The organism is Xanthomonas maliensis (assembly GCF_009192945.1).
Classification (GTDB): Bacteria; Pseudomonadota; Gammaproteobacteria; order Xanthomonadales; family Xanthomonadaceae; genus Xanthomonas; species Xanthomonas maliensis.
The window spans coordinates 1-18,130 of sequence record NZ_NSET01000024.1 but is presented as its reverse complement, the minus strand read 5'-3'; the positions used below and the strand labels follow the sequence as shown (position 1 = coordinate 18,130).

Here is an 18,130-nt window from a genome sequence, read left to right as displayed (position 1 = left end):
CGCGGGGGCCGATGCCAGCGGAAAACGGGCAGCGGGCGCCGACCCACAGCGGGTGCTGCAGAGCCCCGGCGTAAATATTGGCTACTCGCGGGGCGACACCCGCCGTTACGGCGGCAATGTCGCGCTGGACTGGCGGGTGGACCCCAGCCTGCATCTGTACGCGCGCATGACCTATGCATTGGCCAAGACCGAGCAGAACACCGGCTATACGCAGTTCGTCCCGGCCAGCGTGAGCTTCACCCAGATCGGTAGCAGCGGCATCTATCAGCCGCAGATCAATCGCGTGGCGGTGCGTTACTGGTACGAGACCAACCCCGAGCGGGCGGATCTGAGCACCGTGCAGTTCGGTGCCGAGAAGCAGCTCGGGCATTGGACCTTCGCGCCCAATGTGTTCTTCGGCAGCGGCAACAACGATCGCCCCGATCACGTGGAGATCTCTGCGCGCAACGATCAATACAGTTCGGCCAATTTTGCCTATGGTGCCAATCAGTTCATCGGCTACGACAGCAAGGGCTTCCCGATTCCGCTGCTGACCCCGGCCATGCAGGCGCAGGCCGCCGATGTCGGTAGCCTGTACGCCCGTCGTACCGGCCAGCTGACCAAGCAGGCCAGCGGCCAGGACAAGGGCGGCGGCAAGTTCGACGTCGGCTACGACTTCGACGACGGTGTGCTGAGCCGTCTGGCGTTCGGGGTGAAGTATGTGGACAGCTCGCGCACCTTCACCGATCGCGACTGGACCAATGCCAAGTACACCGACGGCACCTTGCTGCGCGATACCGGCCTGGTCGCGCAAGCTTACGACGCGGTCTATCCGGGCCAGTACGCCCTTCCGACGCTGCGGTTGAGCAACGACGCGCTCAATGCATTGATCGAACGCACGCTCACGCCGTCCAGCTTCGATACCTGCGGCAAGCTGGCGATCAATAACCTCAACTGCAACACCATGCGCGCCACCGAGGCGGTCAGTGCGGCCTATGCGATGGCAACGCTGCGCAGTGGCGACTGGGAAGTGTTGCCGGGCCTGCGCTTCGAGCATACCGCCATCACCAACACCTTCTGGGCGCAGCCGGCCGAGGTGGGCGGTCAGGAGCAAGTCGGAGCGTTCGCCAATAGCCGCACCCGTTACAACGTGGCGCTGCCCAGCGTGTTCGTGAACTACCGACCCGACGGCGATGCCGCGGTGTATCGCGGATCGGTCTGGACCAGCTATACCCGGCCGGCCTTCGTGCAGTTGGGCGGCGGCCGCTCCACCGACGTCTCGGCCGATGGCCGCACCGTCATCACCGAGGGCAATCCCGATCTGAAGCCGATCAAGTCGCTCAATGTGGATCTCTCGGCGGAATGGCAGAACACCCATGGCGGTCACGCCATGCTGGCGGGCTATTACAAGCGGCTGAGCGACTACATTTACGAAAGCGGCTCGGATGCGGCCAACGCCGGACAGAGCGACAGTGGCGCGGTGCGTATCGTGCGGCCGCAGAACGGCGGCGATGGGCGCGTGCTGGGGATGGAAGCGGCCGTGCGGCAGACCTTCCAGGGATTGCCGGCGCCGCTGGACGGTTTCGGCATCGGTGCCAACCTGACCCGGCAGACCACCCAGGTGGATCTGGGCAAGGAGGGCTTTAGCCATGAGCGCATCCAGAACGCTCCGGACCTGTTGGCCAACGCCGAGCTGTTCTACGAGAAGGGGCCGTGGTCGCTCAATCTGAGCTATCACTATTCCGGCGAATACGTGTCGGTCTACGACTATCTCAACCAGGGCGCGCATTGGGACAACCTGTGGATCAAGCCGATCACCCGGGTGGACCTGCATGTCGGCTATGCACCCAGCGCGCATTTGCGCGTGGATCTGTCGGTTGCCAACCTGACCAAGCAGCATAGTTATTGGGCTCACGTGGGGCAGCGGACCGATGCGATTTCGGACATCGTCGATTCGGGGATGACCAGCCTGGTCACGGCCAAATATGTGTTCTGAGCGCCTGATGGCGACGACGTGGGGGAGCGGGCGCATGCTCGCCAATGGAGACGGCGGCGCGGCGATGGGGATCGCTGCGCTGCCGTCGCAAGGCAGTGCGGCTGCCTACCCCGCTGTGGGGCGATGCTGGCGTGTCGGCGCGGCCGTGCTGTGGCTTGCGCTGCTATCGCTGGCGGGTTGCGCGCCTGCTGTGCACACCGCATCGACGGCGGCGCCGGCAGCGTCCGAGCGTTTGCAGCGCGTGGTGGTGGTGTTCCGCCATGGCGTGCGCGCGCCACTGCCGGGCGAGGCCGCCGCCGCTGGCTATGCGGATGCGCCGTGGCCGCAATGGTCCACCGCACCCAGCCAGCTGACGCCGCGAGGCCGACAGGGCGTGCGACTGAGCGGGGAGTATCTGCGCCAGTGGTTGGTTCAGCAGGACCTGTTGCCACGGCAAGGCTGCCCGGCCAATGGCAGTGTGCAGGTCTGGGCCAACACCGATCAACGCACCATCGACAGTGGTGCGCTGCTTGCCGACGCGCTGGCACCGGGATGTGGTGTGGTGGCTGGGCATCGCCCGGCCGGCAGCAACGATCCGTTGTTCCGGCCCGTCGAAGCCGGGGCAGTGGCGTTCGATGCGGCTGCGGCGGTGGCGGCCATCCAGCATCAGACCGGAGGGCCGGCGGCGCTGCTGCAAGGGCATGCCGCCGAACTGGAGGCGATGCGCGAGATCCTGGGATGCACGCGCACGCCCTGTGACTTCGCGGCAATGCCCTCGACGCTGGCGCCGGCGGCCAATGGGCGTGGACTGTCGCTGGGTGGGCCGATCGATCTGACTTCCGGGACAGCTGAAGTCCTGTTGCTGCAATACGCCGAAGGCATGCCGCTGTCACAGGTCGGTTGGGGACGCGCCACTCCAGCGCGGCTGGCCCAGGTGTCGCGGTTGCACGCGCTGTTGTTCGATATCTATGCACGGCCGCAGTACATGGCCTCGCGTGCGGGAGCGCCATTGGCGCGCACCTTGCTCCAACGTTTTGCCGATCCGCAGGCGCCGGCAGTGTCGGTGTTCGTCGGCAGCGATACCCATATCGCCGCATTGAGCAGTCTGCTCGGCGTGCACTTCCATCTGCCCGGTTACGGCCAGGACGATCCGCCGCCCGGCGGCGCGCTGGTGATCGGTCTCTGGCGCGCGGCCGATGGAGCCCAGGTGGTGCGGGCGCAGTATCTGGCGCAGTCGCTCGAGCAGCTGCGGACATTGGCGCCACTGGATCTTGCGCATCCGCCGCTGCGGCAAGCGCTGTCGCTGGAGGTGTGCGCACCGGCGCAGCGTTTGGCCTGTCCGTTGACCGCGCTGAGCACCGCAGTGCAGCGGCAGTTGCAGCCAGCGCTGCAGGTGACGAGCGAGGCGCCTCCACGCTGATCGCACATGAGGTGACACGACCGTAGCTGACACGACCGCCGCAGGCATGCGGAGTCGTGTCTGTGCTTGGCAGCCCTGCGATTCCTGCAGATTACCGGCTCAAGCGTGGCAGACGCTCAATCCAGCCGCAGCACCATGTCGTAGCGATCCAGTCCCGGGCCATAGCCGTTGGCGGTGACCACCTGGACGACGAAGCCGAAGCGCGCATAGAACGCGCAGGTGCGCTGACTGGTATCGAGCAGTACCTGACTGACGCCCGGCGTGCGGCGCGCAGCCCGCAAGCGTGCCTGCACCAGCGCCGTACCCAGGCCCTGACGCTGCAGGGCAGGGGCGACCATGCCCCAACAAAAGCTGGCGCAGCGGCCATCGTCGCTGAGCGCATAGCCGCCCGCGGCCACCACCTGGGCGTTGCGCTCGATCACGTGATAGTTCCAGCCAGACGCCGCCTCGCGCAGGAAGGTGACGAAGGCAGGCCGCTCCTCGCGGCTGAAGAAGGTCGGCACATTGCCGTCGAACAAATCCAGGCAGGCGGCGAAGTCGGTGGTCGTGTAGGGGCGTGGCATCTGCATGCGCCGCAGTGTGCCGGTGCAGGGGCGAACGAGAAAGCCGCTGTCCCGATCCGTGTGGGCCTACCAGCCGATCGTGGCCGTGCGCGTATCGGATGCCCGCCTGGCGATCGAGAGCCAGAGCTGCGGGCCGGTGTCGCTGCATGCGCTCTGCGTCTTGCCTTGCCGGCTGCAGCAGTGCCCAAGGCACTGGCGCCAGCATGGCGGCATGCCCGCATCCCACAAACGACAACGGGCCGCAAAGCGGCCCGTTGCTGTGGTCCCGAAGGACGGACTTACTTCAACTTGGCATCGGCACGCAGAGCGTCGGCGCGGTCGGTCTTCTCCCACGAGAACGCGGTGGCGGTGTGCTGAGCGCCGGTGCCGTCGGTGTAGGTGAAGTCCTTCGGCTTGCGGCCGAAGTGACCGTAGGACGCGGTCTGCTGATACATCGGGTGGATCAGGTCGAGCATCTGGATGATGCCGTACGGACGCAGGTCGAAGTGTTTGCGGATCAGCTTCTCGATCTGCGCATCGGCGATCTTGCCGGTGCCGAACGTGGTGACCGAGATCGAGGTCGGCTCGGCCACGCCGATGGCGTAGGAAACCTGCACTTCGCAACGGTCGGCCAGGCCGGCGGCGACGACGTTCTTGGCCACGTAGCGCGCGGCGTAGGCGGCCGAGCGGTCGACCTTGGACGGATCCTTGCCGGAGAACGCACCACCACCGTGACGGGCCCAGCCGCCGTAGGTGTCGACGATGATCTTGCGGCCGGTCAGGCCGCAATCGCCCACCGGGCCGCCGATGACGAACTTGCCGGTCGGGTTGATATGGAACTTGGTGCCCTTGTGCAGCCACTTGGCCGGCAGCACCGGCTTGAGGATTTCCTCGCGCACCGCTTCGATCAAGTCCTTCTGCTTGACGCCGGGATCATGCTGGGTCGACAGCACCACCGCGTCGATCGCGGTCGCCACGCCGTCTTCGTAGCGCAGGGTGACCTGCGACTTGGCATCCGGACGCAGCCAGGCCAGTGCCGAATTCTTCTTCTTGCGGATCTTGGCCTGCTGCTCGACCAGGCGGTGCGACAGGTGGATGGCCGCCGGCATGAAGCTGTCGGTCTCGTTGGTGGCATAGCCGAACATCAGGCCCTGGTCGCCAGCGCCCTGTTCTTCCGGCTTCTTGCGGTCCACGCCCTGGTTGATGTCCGGCGACTGCTTGCCGATCAGGTTGAGCACGCCGCAGGTCTCGCCGTCGAAACCGACGTCGGAGCTGTTGTAGCCGATGTCCAGGATCACTTTGCGCGTCAGCGCTTCCAGGTCGATCCAGGCGCTGGTGGTCACCTCGCCGGCCACGATCGCCACGCCGGTCTTGACCAGCGTCTCGCAGGCCACGCGCGCGCGCTTGTCCTGGGCCAGGATGGCGTCCAGCACCGCATCGGAGATCTGGTCGGCGATTTTGTCCGGATGGCCTTCGGAGACCGATTCGGAGGTGAACAGGTAGCTGGACATCAGGCTTATATCCCTTGATTCGGATGAAAAGATGGGCGCGGATGATACACGCTCCCGCCGGAGCGTGCATTGTGCGCCTGAACACGCTAGCACGGGGTCAATGCCATGGGACGTGCAGTCATCGGGCTGTCGCGTCGCTGCCACGCGGCGGTCGCGTTGGCCCCGCAGCATGCGCGCGTACCAGGCCGCACCGGCACGAAGGCCGCGGCGGGCAAGGGGTGTCGAGCCCGGTGCCGGGCGCGCGATGCGCCTGGCACCGGGCGGCGGAGGGTCCGGGCTGCGGGTCCTCCGCCAGCACGGCGGCGCGGTGGGCCGGCCGGGGATCGTCGTCGACGCCGCAGGGCGGCGCGCGGATCCGGGCGGCACCATCGGCGCTGGTGCCAAGGATTTCGTCCTGGAGATGTGCGCATGTCGCTTGCCACCCTGTACCCGCCCGCGCGGGCGCTGTTCCTGTCCGATCTGCATCTGGGCGCGCGTCACTGCCACGCGGCCGAGATCGCTGCCTTCCTCGGTCGCCAGCGCTGCCAGACCCTCTACCTGGTCGGCGACATCGTCGACCTGTGGTGGATGTCGCAGCGCCGCGCGGCCTGGGACACGGCGCATCAGCAGGTGATCGCCGCGCTACACGCGCATGCCCGGCGCGGGACCGAGATCATCTACGTCCCCGGCAACCACGATCGCGCCATCCGCCGCTTCTGTGGTCTGGTGATGCCGGCCATGCAGGTGCGTCGACGCAGCATCCACACCTTGCTCGACGGGCGTCGGCTGCTGGTCACCCATGGTGACGACTACGATGCGCAGACGCACTTCGGCGGCCTGCAGGAGCGTTTCGGCGACTGGCTCTATTACCGCATCCTGACCGGCAACCAGCTCATCAACCGGCTGCGTCAGCGGCTGGGCCTGCGCTACTGGTCGCTGGCCGAATTCCTCAAGCGGCGCAGCAGCGCGGCCGAACGCTATATCGGGCGTTTCGTCGCCGCCGGTCTGGCCGACGTGGTCCGCCGCGATCTGGACGGCATCGTCTGCGGCCACATCCACCGTGCAGCGCTGCGCATGCAGTCCGGCCACCTCTACGCCAATACTGGCGATTGGGTGGAAAGTCTGACCGCATTGCGCGAGACCCATGGCGGTGTGCTGCAACTGGTGAACCATCACGGCGAGGTGTTGCGCGAGCTGCCGCCGTTGCAGCAGCCGCTGGCGCAGCGCCAGGCGGCGTGATCGGCCAGGCGGTCGTCGCCACTTCGGCTGGCCGCGCGGCGCGACCGCGGCCTCACGGTGCCCACCGTCGGCTGACTGGCACCGCGCGCTGGGTGCGTGTGACGGCGTCGTCTCACCGATGCCCTGCTAGCATCGGGCGATGGATTCACTGACCCAGATCGTCCTGGGCGGGGCGATCGCCGCCGCCATCGCGCCGCCTGGCCAACGCCGGGCTGCCCTGTTGGCCGGTGCGGTGCTGGGCACGGTGCCGGATCTGGACGCACTGCTGCTATTGCCGCTGACCGACGACCCGGTCGCGCTGATGACGCAACACCGCAGTGTCAGCCATTCGCTGTTCGTGCTGCCGCTGTTAGGTTGGGTGATCTGGTGGCTCTACCGCCGCTATGGCAACGGCCGGGTCGCTGCGGCGCCACGGCGCTGGTTCTGGGCAATCCAGTTGGCATTGATCACCCATCCATTGCTGGATGCCTTCACCGTCTATGGCACCCAGCTGTGGTGGCCGCTGCAGCCGCATCCGACGATGTGGTCGAGCGTGTTCATCATCGACCCGGGTTACACGCTGTGGTTGTTGCTGGCCTGCGTGGTGGCGTGGTTCGCGCGTGCGCGGCCGCTGGCGCAGCGCGCGCTATTGGCCGGGTTGATGCTCAGCTCGGCGTACCTGGGGTGGTCGCTGCTGGCCAAACACCTGATCGACGCGCAGGCCGATCGTGCGCTGGCCGCCATGGGGTTGGCCGACGCGCCGCGGTTCTCGGTACCGATGCCGTTCAATACGCTGCTGTGGCGCGTGGTGGCGATGACGCCCAGCGGCTATGTGGTCGGTGAGCGCTCGCTGGTGGCCGACCACGGGCCAATGCGCTTTCGCGGCTTTTCCAGCAACACCCAGGCGTTGGGCGAAGTGGCCAGGTTCGATTCGGTGCGTCGGCTGACCTGGTTCAATCGTGGCTTCATGCGTGCGCGCATGGTCGATGACGAGTTGATGCTCAGCGATCTGCGCATGGGACTGGAACCGGACTACAACTTCAACTTCGTGGTCGCGCGCCGACGCGACGGGCATTGGCAGCCGATCGTGCCGCGCCAGATCCAGGCGGCCTACCGCGCGCCGGCTGCGCGCGACCAGCTCGGCAAGGTGCTGGCGCAGATGTGGCGACGGATCTGGCTGCAGCCGGAAGGAACCTCCCTGACCGGCGATCCGGAGCCGGCTGCCGTTCCCGGGGCAGCGACTCAGTAGACCGTTGCACGCGCCTGCATGAAGGAATAGAAGAACACCGCATCCGGGTCGCTCTGTACCTGCGCCAGTTCCCGTCGCATGCCGGCGACGGTGTCGGCGTCGACCGCGCCGGCCTGCAACAGTTGCTCGGCGGCCGATAACAGCAGTTCCTCCCAGAACGCGATCATCGTTTTGCGCCGCCCAGGTTCGCGGTTGTCCAGGTGCAGCGTGCGCACGCGCGTGCGCACATCGCGAAACCCGCCGGCCAGCAGCAGGTTGCCGAGCTTGGCGCCGACGAAAGGATCGCCGCCCTGGTCGTACTGGAAGTCGTTGAACGCCATCCAGTAGCGCCACAGTTGCGGCGAATACGGATGCAGGAAGAAAGAGGTATTCATTACTTCGGTCACGTACACAGGCGCGCCGGGCCGCAGGACGCGCCGTACTTCATTGAGTACACGCGCTGGCGAGGGCACGTGCTCCAGCACCCAGCACAGGAACGCGGCGTCGAACGCGCGCGCCTCGAACGGCAGATCGCCGGCATCGGCCTGCTGCAAGGTGTAGCGGTCGCGGCACCAGGCCAGTCGTTGCAGATTGCCAGCGGCTGCCTGCAACTGCGCCGGACTCAGGTCCACTCCAGTGACGTGCAGCTCGGGAAAGCGACGCAGCAGGATCTCGGTCTGTGCACCGACGCCGCTGCCGACCTCCAACAGGCGGCGCGCGCCGCTGTAGTCGATTTCCTTGAACAAGGTCGCCTCCAGCAATCGTGCCTGTTTGAGCAGGCGCGCCTGTTCGGTGCTGGAAAAGCCGTGCAGATAAGCAGGGGATTCGGTGGGCGTGGCCATGGGGACTCCGACAGCGCTCAGCGCAAACAGGGTGTCAGTCAGGCGACGGCCGGCAGCGGTGGCGGCACACCGGCGATCAAGGCATCAAAGTAGTCGGCGGTCAGGGCGAGCTGGGCTTCCGGCGTCTCGGCGCGATTGACGACCGCGCGGAAATCCGCGCTCTGCGGGTGGTCCTTGGCATACCAGCCCAGGTGCTTGCGGGCAATGCGCACGCCCTGCGGTTGGCCGTAGAACGCATGCAGCGCCTGCAGATGCGACAGCAAGGTCTCACGCACGAAGGCCAGCGAGGGGGGCGGCAGCAGTTCGCCGGTGGCCAGGTAATGCGCCACCTCGCCGAAGATCCACGGACGGCCCTGTGCAGCACGGCCGATCATCACCGCGTCCACGCCGGTGGCGTGCAGCACCTGGGCGGCCTTTTGCGGCGAATCGATATCGCCATTGGCGACTACCGGAATCTGCAGCGCGGCCTTGATCTGCGCGATCGTGGCGTACTCGGCGTTGCCGGTGTAGTGCTGGTCGCGCGTGCGGCCATGTACCGCCAGTGCGGCGATGCCGCAGTCCTGGGCAATCCGCGCGATGGTCGGGCCATTGCGATGGTCGCAGTCCCAGCCGGTGCGGATCTTCAACGTCACCGGCACGTCCACGGCCTGCACCACCGCACGCAGGATGCGTGCGACCAGATCCTCGTCGCGCATCAATGCCGAGCCGGCCCAGGCGTTGCAGACCTTCTTGGCCGGACAGCCCATGTTGATGTCGATGATCTGCGCGCCATGGTCGACGTTGTAGCGCGCCGCCTCGGCCAGTTGCTGCGGTTCGGTGCCGGCGATCTGCACGCTGATCGGGTCTGGTTCGCCGGCATGATCCATGCGGTGCAGCGACTTGCGCGTGCCCCAGAAGCGTGGATCGGAGATGGTCATCTCCGACACCGCCAGGCCAGCGCCGAGCCGCTTGCACAGCAGCCGGAACGGCTTATCGGTGACCCCGGCCATCGGGGCCAGGATCACCTTGGGGTCGATGCGGTAGCGGCCGATCTGCATGCCGCTAGTGTAGCGGCAGCGGTGACAGCCCGCCGTACTGCCAGCCCGGCGCGCGGCCGGGCTGGCAGTCGCGGGGCCGGCATGGCGGCCGGCACCGCCGCTTGGTCGCGCTTACTGCGAGACGGCCAGATTATCCAGGTACAGCTTGGCCTGGTTGCCTGCACTGGCGCGGTACTCGACGACGTTGTTGCCGGCGTTCAAGGTCGTCGTCAGCGGGCTGCTGGCCCAACTGCTGGCCGAGCTGGTCTGGGCGAATGCCGGGGTGCCGACACGCACGCCGTTGACGTACAGGTCCACCGTGCCGATGCTTGCGCCCGGTGCGGAATAGCGTGTGGCCAGCGTGTAGGTTCCCGCCTGCGGTACGTTGATGGTGGTCCGCAGACGCGCGCCGGGGTTGCCGCCGAAGTCGACATAGCCCAGGCCCTGGTAGTTCTGCACGGTGCCGTAGATGCCGTTGGTGACCTGGCTACCGATGCGCAGGAAGTCGAAGTTCTCCGCTTCGTATTGCCGCACACCGGTATAGGCGGGCGGCGCGGCCGGTGCCTGCAGTGCCGTGACCGCCGTGGCGCTTGCGCGTCCGGTGGCCGAGCCGGAGCACTGGATGGTGATGTCCAGCGGCCCGTTGTGGGCGACGTTCAAGGTCAGACCATCGCCGCTGGGCGTGGCGGTGACGGTACTGGCCTGATGCTCGCCGCGATCGGTGAAGCTATAGGTCGGCGTCGTGCTGGCGCCGCTGATGGTGATGGTGTCGGTCTTGAGCGGGCCGGTTTCGGAATCGAAATTGGTCAGGTAGATCGACACCGAGTCGGCGAACTCCTTGACCACGCCCGTGGTGTAGGGGCCGTAGGTCATGTTGAGCGCGGCGCAACTGTTGTACTTGAGGTTGAACCCGCCGCTGGCGGTCTTGTTGGTCTTGTAGGGGTTGTAGGTGACCCAGGTGTTGTCCTGGCGCCCGACGTAGATGTCGCCGGTGGATTCCTGTGGGAACAGGGCATTCAGTTCCTGGGTCTTGGCCGCGATGGATGGCCAGCGGCTGTCGTATGCGCTGCGCTTGATCTGCACGGGAAAGGACTTGGCGAGGTCGTCGTTCAACTGCCACACCGTCGGGATGGCGGGGTAGCGCCCGGTCTTCTTGTACCAGCTGTGCTGGTTGAGATAGGTGCCGTCGTCATCCATCAGATACAGGCCGGAGAACAACGTCTCCGGCGTCGCGTACACGGCACGGTCGTTACCGGTCGTGACATCGTCGACCACCACCACTTTGGTCCGGTCGATCACCTGCTGGCGATTGAGGATGTGCAAGGTGCCGTCGAGGATCTTGCGGTAGACATCCATGTGGATGTTCTTGAACTGCGGGAAGAACTGCCAGCGCCGCGTGGTGTAGCCGTCGGCAGTGGTCCCGTTTGGCAGGCTTTGAACGGTATCGGTCCAGATCAGTTCCGGGCCGTCGAAGTAGGTTTCTCCGGTCAGCGCCAGGTGCTCGATCAGATGCGGGGCGCCCGCCGCCAACGGATAGGCGCTGCCATCGGCCGAGTACCAGCCGCTGCTGTCGGGACGGATGCCATAATGGCCCGCAAATCCCGACAGGAACATGCCCAGGCTGACACTTTCGATGTCGTGGTAGCCGTAGTTCATCGTGAACTTTTCTTGGATGATGAAATTCTTGGCATAGCTGCCGAGGGCGGTGCGCAAGGCCTCATTGCGCTTGACCATCGCCAGCGGGTTGATGTTCGCGCCCCAGAAGCCGCCGGTGAAGCTCACCGCCAGATAGCCGCCGTACTTGTTGGTCAGCTTGAGCAGGTTGGCCCAGTGCTCCCAGCGCTGCGCTGCCGAGACCGAGCAGGGTTCGTCGAATCCCCAGAACTGTTCGGCGTAGTTGAAACCGAGGAAGTTCGGATAGTCGCGGAAGAACTCACCGTAGACCGTCGATTCCAGATCGGTGCCGTTGGGATAATCCGGGAAATGGCTGAAGCCGCCGCTGGACGGTTGGACCATCGCCCAGACACCGTTGGCCGCGGCTGTCTTGATCCACGAGCGGGCCGTCTCGATCCCGTTCGCCACCTGGTTCCAGTTGCATTGATTGTTGGTGGCGCCGTTGTGACTGATCGAGAGCGAGATCAGCAGAACCGTATAAGGGCGCACGTCTGCAGGAATCAAGTCGATGATCTTCTGCGGATCGGCGGCGTTCCAGGTGTCGGCATGGATCACGAACATCGGTTGGGCGGGCGAGAGGGTGCGTCGGAACGATGGGTCCGTGCTCGTGCCCGACGTGGTCGTGCTGGTGGGCGTTGTGGCCGGCGCCAAGGAGCGGGGTGTGCTGACCGTCACCACCGCAGTCGGCGATGGCGACGGCGTCTGCGTAGCGCTCGCATCGGGGCTGTCCTGGCCACCGCAGGAACTGAGTAGGCAGGGCACCAGCAGGTACGGCAACAGAATTGTCTTGCGCGATCGAAGCGGGATCATCGGGTCTTCCGTTTTTTGTGGGGGCGGGTAGGGCGGTAGTCATGACGCCCGCTGCGGGCTGCATGCGACGCAGCGATGGCCGCCAGGCGCACGTTGGACCGCCGATTGCGTGGCGCAGGAATGCGCCAGCTCGCCGTTGCAGATCGCATGTCAGCAAGCTGCGCCGCGGCGTGGCCTTGCGTGCCCGGAAGCGATGGTCCGGGTGCGCCCGGTGGTGCGTCGATAGTAGTGAACCAACAACAACGCGCCAGAGCGCGGCCTGTGTCGGCGCGTTTTAGGCGGTGTGCTTTCGCTTTTCGAGCGCGGAAATCAGCGCTGGGTCACGTGTTGCCGCGATACGGCATCGCTGCGTCTGCCGATATCGGCAGCGCGTGCGCAGCGCGATGCAGACACGTATCGCGTCATCGCAGTGTCACATCGTCGGGCGCACCGTCATGCGGCGAGGCGGCCGGGCGATTGCGGTCACCATGGAGCGCAAGGCAGGCGTGTGCTCGTCCCGGAGAGCTCTGCGCAGCAGCGTGGATGGTGTGTCTGCGGTACACGCAAGGCGACGCGCACCTTGCCGCGATGGGCCGCGGCGTCAGTCCTCTGCGCGCAGCCGCGGCATCGATACCGCCGCGCCTTCCACTTCGGTGGAGCGAGCCGCATAGCGGGTGGCAAAGCGCACATGGGTGGCAAAGCTGGCAGCCGGCAACTGCGCCAGCGAGGCGACCAGTGCGCCGTTGAAGGCGTCGCCGGCACCGGTGGTGTCGATGGTCTGCGCGCTCTCTGCACCCACGCGGTAGTGCGACTGACTGTCGCCGCGCAGCTGCTCTTCGGCATGCGAGATGAACGCACCGACTGCGCCCAGCGTCACCACCACCGTGCCGCCGGGCAGCAACTTGCGGCACAGCGAGTGCAGCGTATTGCCGTCGAGTGCGGCGACATCGTCGGCATTGATGCGCTCGCCGACATGGCGGCCGAGCAGAGCGGCAAATTCGGTCTCGTTGGGCGTCAACACGTCCGACAGCTTGAGCAAGCCGATCGAGGTCGGCGCGTTGGCCGGCGCGGCATTGAGCACGGTGAGCACCCCGCATTCGTGGGCCAGCGCCAGTGCCGCTTCGATCGTCTCGGCCGGCGATTCCAACTGCGCCAGCAACACCTTGGCCGCAGCCACCAGCGGTCGCTGGCTGTCGACGAAAGCGGGGCTCAACACGGCGTTGGCGCCAGCGCCGATCACGATGGTGTTGCGGCCGTGTCCGTCGACATAGATACCGCCGGTACCGGTCGGCTCATTGCTGGGCTCGGCGATCAATGCGAACCCATCCTGCGCGGCCAGGCTACGCGCCAGCGCGCCGCCGGCGTCATCGCCGAGCGCGCACAGGAACTGGGTGCGGGCACCGGCACGTGCCGCCGCCACTGCCTGGTTGAAACCCTTGCCGCCGGGGCCGGTGCTGTAGCGGCCGGCGATCGTCGCGCCGGGCGCGGGCAACACGTCGCAACGCCAGACATGATCGACATTGAAGGACCCGACAACGACGACCGAACTCATAGACACCTGCTTGCGTGAATGACGTGACTGAAACGCGACGTGCACGGCATTAGACCGTCCCGCCGATGAACCCGCGCCGCCTCAACCGAAATGCGACAGCACGCCGGCAATGGTAGCCGTCATGAAGGTGGCGATCGAACCGCCGAGCACCGCGCGCAGACCGAAACGCGCCAAATCGTGACGGCGTTCGGGCGCCAATCCGCCGATACCGCCGATCTGGATGGCGATCGAGCTGAAGTTGGCGAACCCGCACAGCGCATACGTCGCGATCAACCGCCCCTCGGCGCTCAGGCTGGCGCCGGCCACCTCGCCCTTTACGATACGCGACAACTCGGTGTAAGCGACGAATTCGTTGATGACCACCTTCTGCCCGATCAGCGAGCCCACTGTGGTCGCGTCTGCCCACGGCGTGCCGATGACCCAGGCCACCGGTGCCAGCAGATACCCGAAGATGGTCGACAGATTGGTCGGACGGCCCAGCGCGGCGGCCGCACCGGTCACCTCGCCCAGCCAGGTCAACGGCGCATTGATCAGCGCGATCAGCGCGATGAAGGCCAGCAGCATCGCACCGATGTTCAGCGCCAGGCGCAGCCCGTCGCCAGCACCGGCAGCAGCCGCGTCGATGATGTTGCTGGTGGTCTTCTCCACTTCCATCTTGACCGTGCCGCGGGTCAGTGGTGTGCCGGTTTCCGGTACCAGCAGCTTGGCCACCACCAGGGTGGCGGGCGCGGCCATGATGCTTGCGGCCAGCAGGTGCTTGGCGTAGAAGGCCTGCTGCGCCGGATCGGTGCCGCCCAACATGCCCACATACGCGGCGAGTACGCCACCGGCGATATGCGCCATGCCGCCAATCATCATCGTCAGCAATTCCGATTGGGTCATCTTGGGGATGTAGGGCCGCACGGTCAGCGGCGCTTCGGTCTGGCCGATGAAGACGCTGGCGCAGACGCTGGTGGTTTCGGCACCGGACACGCGCATCACCTTGGTGATGGCCCAGGCCATCGCGCGCACCACCAGCTGCATCACTCCGAGGTGGTAGAGCACGCCCATCAATGCGGAGAAGAAGATGATCGTCGGCAACACCTGGAAGGCGAAGATGAAGCCGTAGGTCTTGGCATCCATCAGGCTGCCAAAGATGAAGGTCGAGCCCTCGTTGACGAAGCTCAGTACCTTGACGAAGCCCTGGCCCAACCAGTCGAAGACGTCGCGGCCGCCCGGCACCAGCAGCACCAGTGCGGCAAAGGAGATCTGCAGCAGCAGGCCGGTGGCCACCAGTTTCCAATCGATCGCACGACGATTGCTGGAGAACAGCCAGGTGATGCCGATGAGCACCGCCAGACCGAACAGGCCGAAGCCGATCCTTCCCAAACCTTCGACCATTCCCATCCCCAGGCTGACGGCAAAAACGGGAAGCCTAGAGCAGGGGGGGGCGGCGGGCAAGGCGAGCACCGTTCAGATGGGTAGGATCGGCGCGCATTTGCCACTGGCGCAGGTGCGGTCGGGGCGGCGCAGGTGCGACAGCGCGGCTTCGGTGCCGTCGATGTTGCAGCGATGCGTTGGCGCAAACGCGCGCAGTCGCTGCGCGCGGCTGGGTGCAACGCCTACACTGCGCGGGCCGATCCACGGCCGTTGCCGTGGAGGTCGCTGGAGTCTATCGATGCACTACCGCCGTCTGGGAGCCTCCGGGCTGCAATTGTCGGCCCTCTCGTTCGGGGCCTGGGTCACCTTCGGCAGCCAGATCGGGCGCGGTGAGGCGCGTAACCTGATCGCCGCGGCCTGGGACAACGGCGTCAATTTCTTCGACAACGCCGAGGTCTACGCGCGGGGCCGCGCCGAGGAAGTCATGGGCGACGTGATCGCCGATCTGCGTTTGCCGCGCGATGGCTATTGCGTTTCCAGCAAGGTGTTCTTCGGTGCGGTCGACAGTCCGCGGCCAACCCAGCGTGGCTTGTCGCGCAAGCACGTCACCGACGCCTGCCACGCGGCGCTGCGGCGGCTGCGGGTGGACTACCTGGATCTGTACTTCTGCCACCGGCCGGATCCGGATACCCCGGTGCAGGAGACCGTCCGGGCGATGGATGCGCTGATTCGCCAGGGCAAGGTGCTGTACTGGGGCACCTCGGAGTGGAGTGCGCAGCAATTGCGCGCCGCGCTGGAGGTGGCGGCGCAGGAGCAGTTGCATGGGCCGACCATGGAGCAACCGCAGTACAACCTGCTGCACCGCGAGCGGCTGGAGCAGGAATACGCCCCGCTGTGCGCCGAGGGGCTGGGCACGACGATCTGGTCGCCGCTGGCCTCGGGTCTGCTGACCGGCAAACACAACGATGGCGTGGCCAGCGACAGCCGGCTGGGTCGCAGCGGCCAGCAATGGCTGCACGATGAGGTGCTGGGCCCGCCGGAGCAACGGCGTATCGAACGGGTGCGCGCGTTCTGCGCAGTGGCAGCCGCGCTTGGGCAGTCGCCGGCGCGGCTGGCGATCGCCTGGTGCCTGCGCAACCCGCATGTGTCCAGCGTGATCCTGGGTGCAAGTCGGGTCGCCCAGCTGGAAGAGAACCTGGCCGCGCTGCAGACGTTCGACGAGGTCGACGCCGCTGGCTGGGCGCAGGTTGAAGCGGCGATGCGCTGAGGAGTGAGCGAAGGAGGGAAAGGGGTGATCCGATTGTTCTGATCGATCGGTTCGGTCGGATTGATCTACAAAAGCACGCTAACAAATGAGAATGGCTCTTGATCAGCAAATGAGAATGGTTATTATTTGTTGGCCAACCGACTGGAGATCCAGACCATGAGTGCTCACCCGGTGTTCCGTGTCGAACCGCTTCCGCTGCGCGAGCGCAGCGTCCCCCGCGTCGTCCCGGCCGAGGACGTCATCAGCAGCGAGGCCTTGCTCAAGGGACGACGCGAAGTGCTGATCCAGCATGGCGATCGTGTCTATCGCCTGCGTCACACCAGTAACGACAAGTTGATCCTGACCAAGTAACGGTCCTTCGGCGCGCGGCAGGTCGCGTCTCCCCGTCCTCCCCCAGCGCGGGCGTTGCCGTCGCCGTCCGCGTCGAACTCCCCTCCGGCGGCCGCCGTGGCTGGACCGTAGCGCGCTGCCGGGCTTGCGAGGTTCCCGATGATCCGTCTGCCTCTGCTGGTGGCCGTGCTGTCGTCAGTGCTGCCCGTCCTCGTCTCGGCCCTTGCGGCCAGCGTTTGCTAGCGGCCATGGTCAGTCCCCATCCGTTGCCATCGTCGTCGCCGTTGGTCGGTGCGCCTGTCGTGCTGCCGCGGCCAGCCCAACTGGCTGCCCTGGGGGCGGTGCTCTGCCTGTATCGGCCAGCGCTGGGCGACCCCGCCGCTGGGTGGCGGCAGGCGTTCACCGCCGCCACCCAGCGGGTGCTCGACAGCGATGGCGTGCACGAGAGTCTGTGGTTCTTCGATGCGCAGGGACAGCCGTGCTGGCGCCTCTGCCTGTTGCCGGACAGCGATTTCCTGCAATGGGATCGCCTGCTCGCGCGGCTGCCGGAATTGACCGCGGAACGGCTGCCCGATGGCGTGGGCGAACGGCTGTGGCGGCGCTTGGCCGGCCGCGTGCGCGGCGACACCTGGCGGGCGACGGCGGTGCGGCTGCGACAGACGCAAGACCGCGCACAGTCGCTTTCGCTCGACCCGGTCGGCGTCTCGCCGCTGGGCGCGGAGATCTCGGCCCGGATCGCCCGCCTGGAAGGCATCGACGGCCATGTCGCCATCGATGACTGCTGCTGCGCGCGTGCCGCTACACCGCATGCCACTGGCGAGCCGTTTACTCCCAACCCGTCGCTGCTGCGCCTGCGCCGCTGACGCATCCCCTCAGACACCTGGGAGGGTCGCCACCTGCGCGCTGCTTCCATCGCAAGCGGGGCAGCCGCAGGCTGGGCGCAGCGGACGATCGACACGCCGGCGCAGCGTCCTCCGACGCTGCGCCCTGGCTCATTCCTTGAACATCAGGAACGCCGCGATCAGGATCAGGCCGAACGCGGCCCAGTGGTTCCACCGCAGCGCCTGTCCCAGGTAGAACGTGGAGAAGCCGGCAAACACCAGCAAGGTGATCACTTCCTGCATGCCCTTGAGCTGCGGGGCCGAGTACACCGCACTGCCCAGGCGGTTGCCCGGCACCTGCAGGCAGTACTCGAAGAAGGCGATGCCCCAGCTGACCAGGATCGCGATCATCAGCGGCGTGCTCTTGTACTTCAGATGCCCATACCAGGCGAAGGTCATGAACACATTGCTGGCGATCAGCAACAGCACCGGGTAGAGGTAGGACGTGAACGAGGCCGTGGGCATGAGCGAACCGGACTGGGGACGGCCGGGCAGCATAATCCAGCCTCGTTAAACCGTGGCTGCCCGCCGCCTGCGTCGCCTGGTAGCGCTAGCTGTGATCTCTCAG

15 protein-coding genes are annotated in these 18,130 nt (G+C 66.4%); 7 read left to right on the top strand and 8 right to left on the bottom strand.

Annotated features, from left to right (window positions below; all coding sequences use genetic code 11):
• Both CKY51_RS08155 and CKY51_RS08150 read left to right on the top strand, forming a co-directional pair.
• The coding region (locus CKY51_RS08155) for a TonB-dependent receptor (protein ID WP_152249085.1) at nt 1–1,975 on the top strand (1,975 nt) is incomplete at its 5' end.
• Nucleotides 1,976–1,982: 7 nt separating this feature from the next.
• Nucleotides 1,983–3,374, top strand: a complete 1,392-nt coding sequence (locus CKY51_RS08150; protein WP_425479896.1) for a histidine-type phosphatase — start codon at nt 1,983–1,985, stop codon at nt 3,372–3,374.
• A 116-nt stretch (nt 3,375–3,490) separates the two neighbouring features.
• On the opposite strand, the gene CKY51_RS08145 is transcribed toward CKY51_RS08150, so the two are convergent.
• Complete coding sequence (locus CKY51_RS08145) at nt 3,491–3,943, bottom strand: GNAT family N-acetyltransferase (RefSeq protein WP_022973173.1); 453 nt, start codon at nt 3,941–3,943, stop codon at nt 3,491–3,493.
• Between the two features lie 272 nt (nt 3,944–4,215).
• Nucleotides 4,216–5,427 (bottom strand): methionine adenosyltransferase, encoded by a 1,212-nt coding sequence (gene metK, locus CKY51_RS08140; protein WP_022973174.1) that lies wholly within the window; start codon nt 5,425–5,427, stop codon nt 4,216–4,218.
• Nucleotides 5,428–5,835: 408 nt separating this feature from the next.
• Between metK and CKY51_RS08135 the strand changes: the two genes are divergently transcribed.
• Nucleotides 5,836–6,645 (top strand): UDP-2,3-diacylglucosamine diphosphatase, encoded by an 810-nt coding sequence (locus CKY51_RS08135; RefSeq protein WP_152249084.1) that lies wholly within the window; start codon nt 5,836–5,838, stop codon nt 6,643–6,645.
• Nucleotides 6,646–6,784: 139 nt separating this feature from the next.
• A complete protein-coding gene (locus CKY51_RS08130; protein WP_022972761.1) occupies nt 6,785–7,873 on the top strand; it encodes a metal-dependent hydrolase in 1,089 nt (362 codons plus the stop codon).
• On the opposite strand, the gene CKY51_RS08125 is transcribed toward CKY51_RS08130, so the two are convergent.
• From CKY51_RS08125 to CKY51_RS08105, 5 genes are all read right to left on the bottom strand, one after another.
• Nucleotides 7,867–8,694: a class I SAM-dependent methyltransferase gene (locus CKY51_RS08125; RefSeq protein WP_022972760.1), complete on the bottom strand. Its 828-nt coding sequence runs from the start codon at nt 8,692–8,694 to the stop codon at nt 7,867–7,869. The genes CKY51_RS08130 and CKY51_RS08125 overlap by 7 nt on opposite strands.
• A 38-nt stretch (nt 8,695–8,732) precedes the next feature.
• A complete protein-coding gene (gene dusB, locus CKY51_RS08120) occupies nt 8,733–9,731 on the bottom strand; it encodes a tRNA dihydrouridine synthase DusB (RefSeq protein WP_022972759.1) in 999 nt (332 codons plus the stop codon).
• 111 nt (nt 9,732–9,842) lie between these two features.
• Nucleotides 9,843–12,194, bottom strand: a complete 2,352-nt coding sequence (locus CKY51_RS08115; protein WP_152249083.1) for a glycoside hydrolase family 98 domain-containing protein — start codon at nt 12,192–12,194, stop codon at nt 9,843–9,845.
• Between the two features lie 580 nt (nt 12,195–12,774).
• Nucleotides 12,775–13,725 (bottom strand): ribokinase, encoded by a 951-nt coding sequence (locus tag CKY51_RS08110; protein WP_022972757.1) that lies wholly within the window; start codon nt 13,723–13,725, stop codon nt 12,775–12,777.
• 81 nt (nt 13,726–13,806) lie between these two features.
• Nucleotides 13,807–15,105, bottom strand: coding sequence for a NupC/NupG family nucleoside CNT transporter (locus CKY51_RS08105; protein WP_152249082.1), 1,299 nt, complete (start codon nt 15,103–15,105; stop codon nt 13,807–13,809).
• A gap of 277 nt (nt 15,106–15,382) precedes the next feature.
• Between CKY51_RS08105 and CKY51_RS08100 the strand changes: the two genes are divergently transcribed.
• From CKY51_RS08100 to CKY51_RS08090, 3 genes are all read left to right on the top strand, one after another.
• Nucleotides 15,383–16,351 (top strand): potassium channel beta subunit family protein, encoded by a 969-nt coding sequence (locus tag CKY51_RS08100; protein ID WP_022972755.1) that lies wholly within the window; start codon nt 15,383–15,385, stop codon nt 16,349–16,351.
• Between the two features lie 156 nt (nt 16,352–16,507).
• Entirely contained in the window at nt 16,508–16,702 is a 195-nt protein-coding gene (gene hemP / locus CKY51_RS08095; RefSeq protein ID WP_038221354.1) for a hemin uptake protein HemP, read from the top strand.
• 227 nt (nt 16,703–16,929) lie between these two features.
• On the top strand, nt 16,930–17,544 hold the full coding sequence (locus CKY51_RS08090) for a hypothetical protein (protein ID WP_022972753.1): 615 nt from the start codon (nt 16,930–16,932) through the stop codon (nt 17,542–17,544).
• A gap of 129 nt (nt 17,545–17,673) precedes the next feature.
• Here the strand turns inward: CKY51_RS08090 and CKY51_RS08085 are convergent, their stop codons facing one another.
• Entirely contained in the window at nt 17,674–18,027 is a 354-nt protein-coding gene (locus tag CKY51_RS08085; RefSeq protein ID WP_152249081.1) for a DMT family protein, read from the bottom strand.
• Nucleotides 18,028–18,130: the final 103 nt, after the last annotated feature.

Excerpts from the sequence above, each read along its gene's own strand:
- CKY51_RS08150 (WP_425479896.1), top strand. The coding sequence starts at position 1,983 with ATGGCGACGACGTGGGGGAGCGGGCGCATGCTCGCCAATGGAGACGGC.
- CKY51_RS08145 (WP_022973173.1), bottom strand. The coding sequence starts at position 3,943 with ATGCAGATGCCACGCCCCTACACGACCACCGACTTCGCCGCCTGCCTG.
- metK (WP_022973174.1), bottom strand. The coding sequence starts at position 5,427 with ATGTCCAGCTACCTGTTCACCTCCGAATCGGTCTCCGAAGGCCATCCG.
- CKY51_RS08135 (WP_152249084.1), top strand. The coding sequence starts at position 5,836 with ATGTCGCTTGCCACCCTGTACCCGCCCGCGCGGGCGCTGTTCCTGTCC.
- CKY51_RS08130 (WP_022972761.1), top strand. The coding sequence starts at position 6,785 with ATGGATTCACTGACCCAGATCGTCCTGGGCGGGGCGATCGCCGCCGCC.
- CKY51_RS08125 (WP_022972760.1), bottom strand. The coding sequence starts at position 8,694 with ATGGCCACGCCCACCGAATCCCCTGCTTATCTGCACGGCTTTTCCAGC.
- dusB (WP_022972759.1), bottom strand. The coding sequence starts at position 9,731 with ATGCAGATCGGCCGCTACCGCATCGACCCCAAGGTGATCCTGGCCCCG.
- CKY51_RS08115 (WP_152249083.1), bottom strand. The coding sequence starts at position 12,194 with ATGATCCCGCTTCGATCGCGCAAGACAATTCTGTTGCCGTACCTGCTG.
- CKY51_RS08110 (WP_022972757.1), bottom strand. The coding sequence starts at position 13,725 with ATGAGTTCGGTCGTCGTTGTCGGGTCCTTCAATGTCGATCATGTCTGG.
- CKY51_RS08105 (WP_152249082.1), bottom strand. The coding sequence starts at position 15,105 with ATGGTCGAAGGTTTGGGAAGGATCGGCTTCGGCCTGTTCGGTCTGGCG.
- CKY51_RS08100 (WP_022972755.1), top strand. The coding sequence starts at position 15,383 with ATGCACTACCGCCGTCTGGGAGCCTCCGGGCTGCAATTGTCGGCCCTC.
- hemP (WP_038221354.1), top strand. The coding sequence starts at position 16,508 with ATGAGTGCTCACCCGGTGTTCCGTGTCGAACCGCTTCCGCTGCGCGAG.
- CKY51_RS08090 (WP_022972753.1), top strand. The coding sequence starts at position 16,930 with ATGGTCAGTCCCCATCCGTTGCCATCGTCGTCGCCGTTGGTCGGTGCG.
- CKY51_RS08085 (WP_152249081.1), bottom strand. The coding sequence starts at position 18,027 with ATGCCCACGGCCTCGTTCACGTCCTACCTCTACCCGGTGCTGTTGCTG.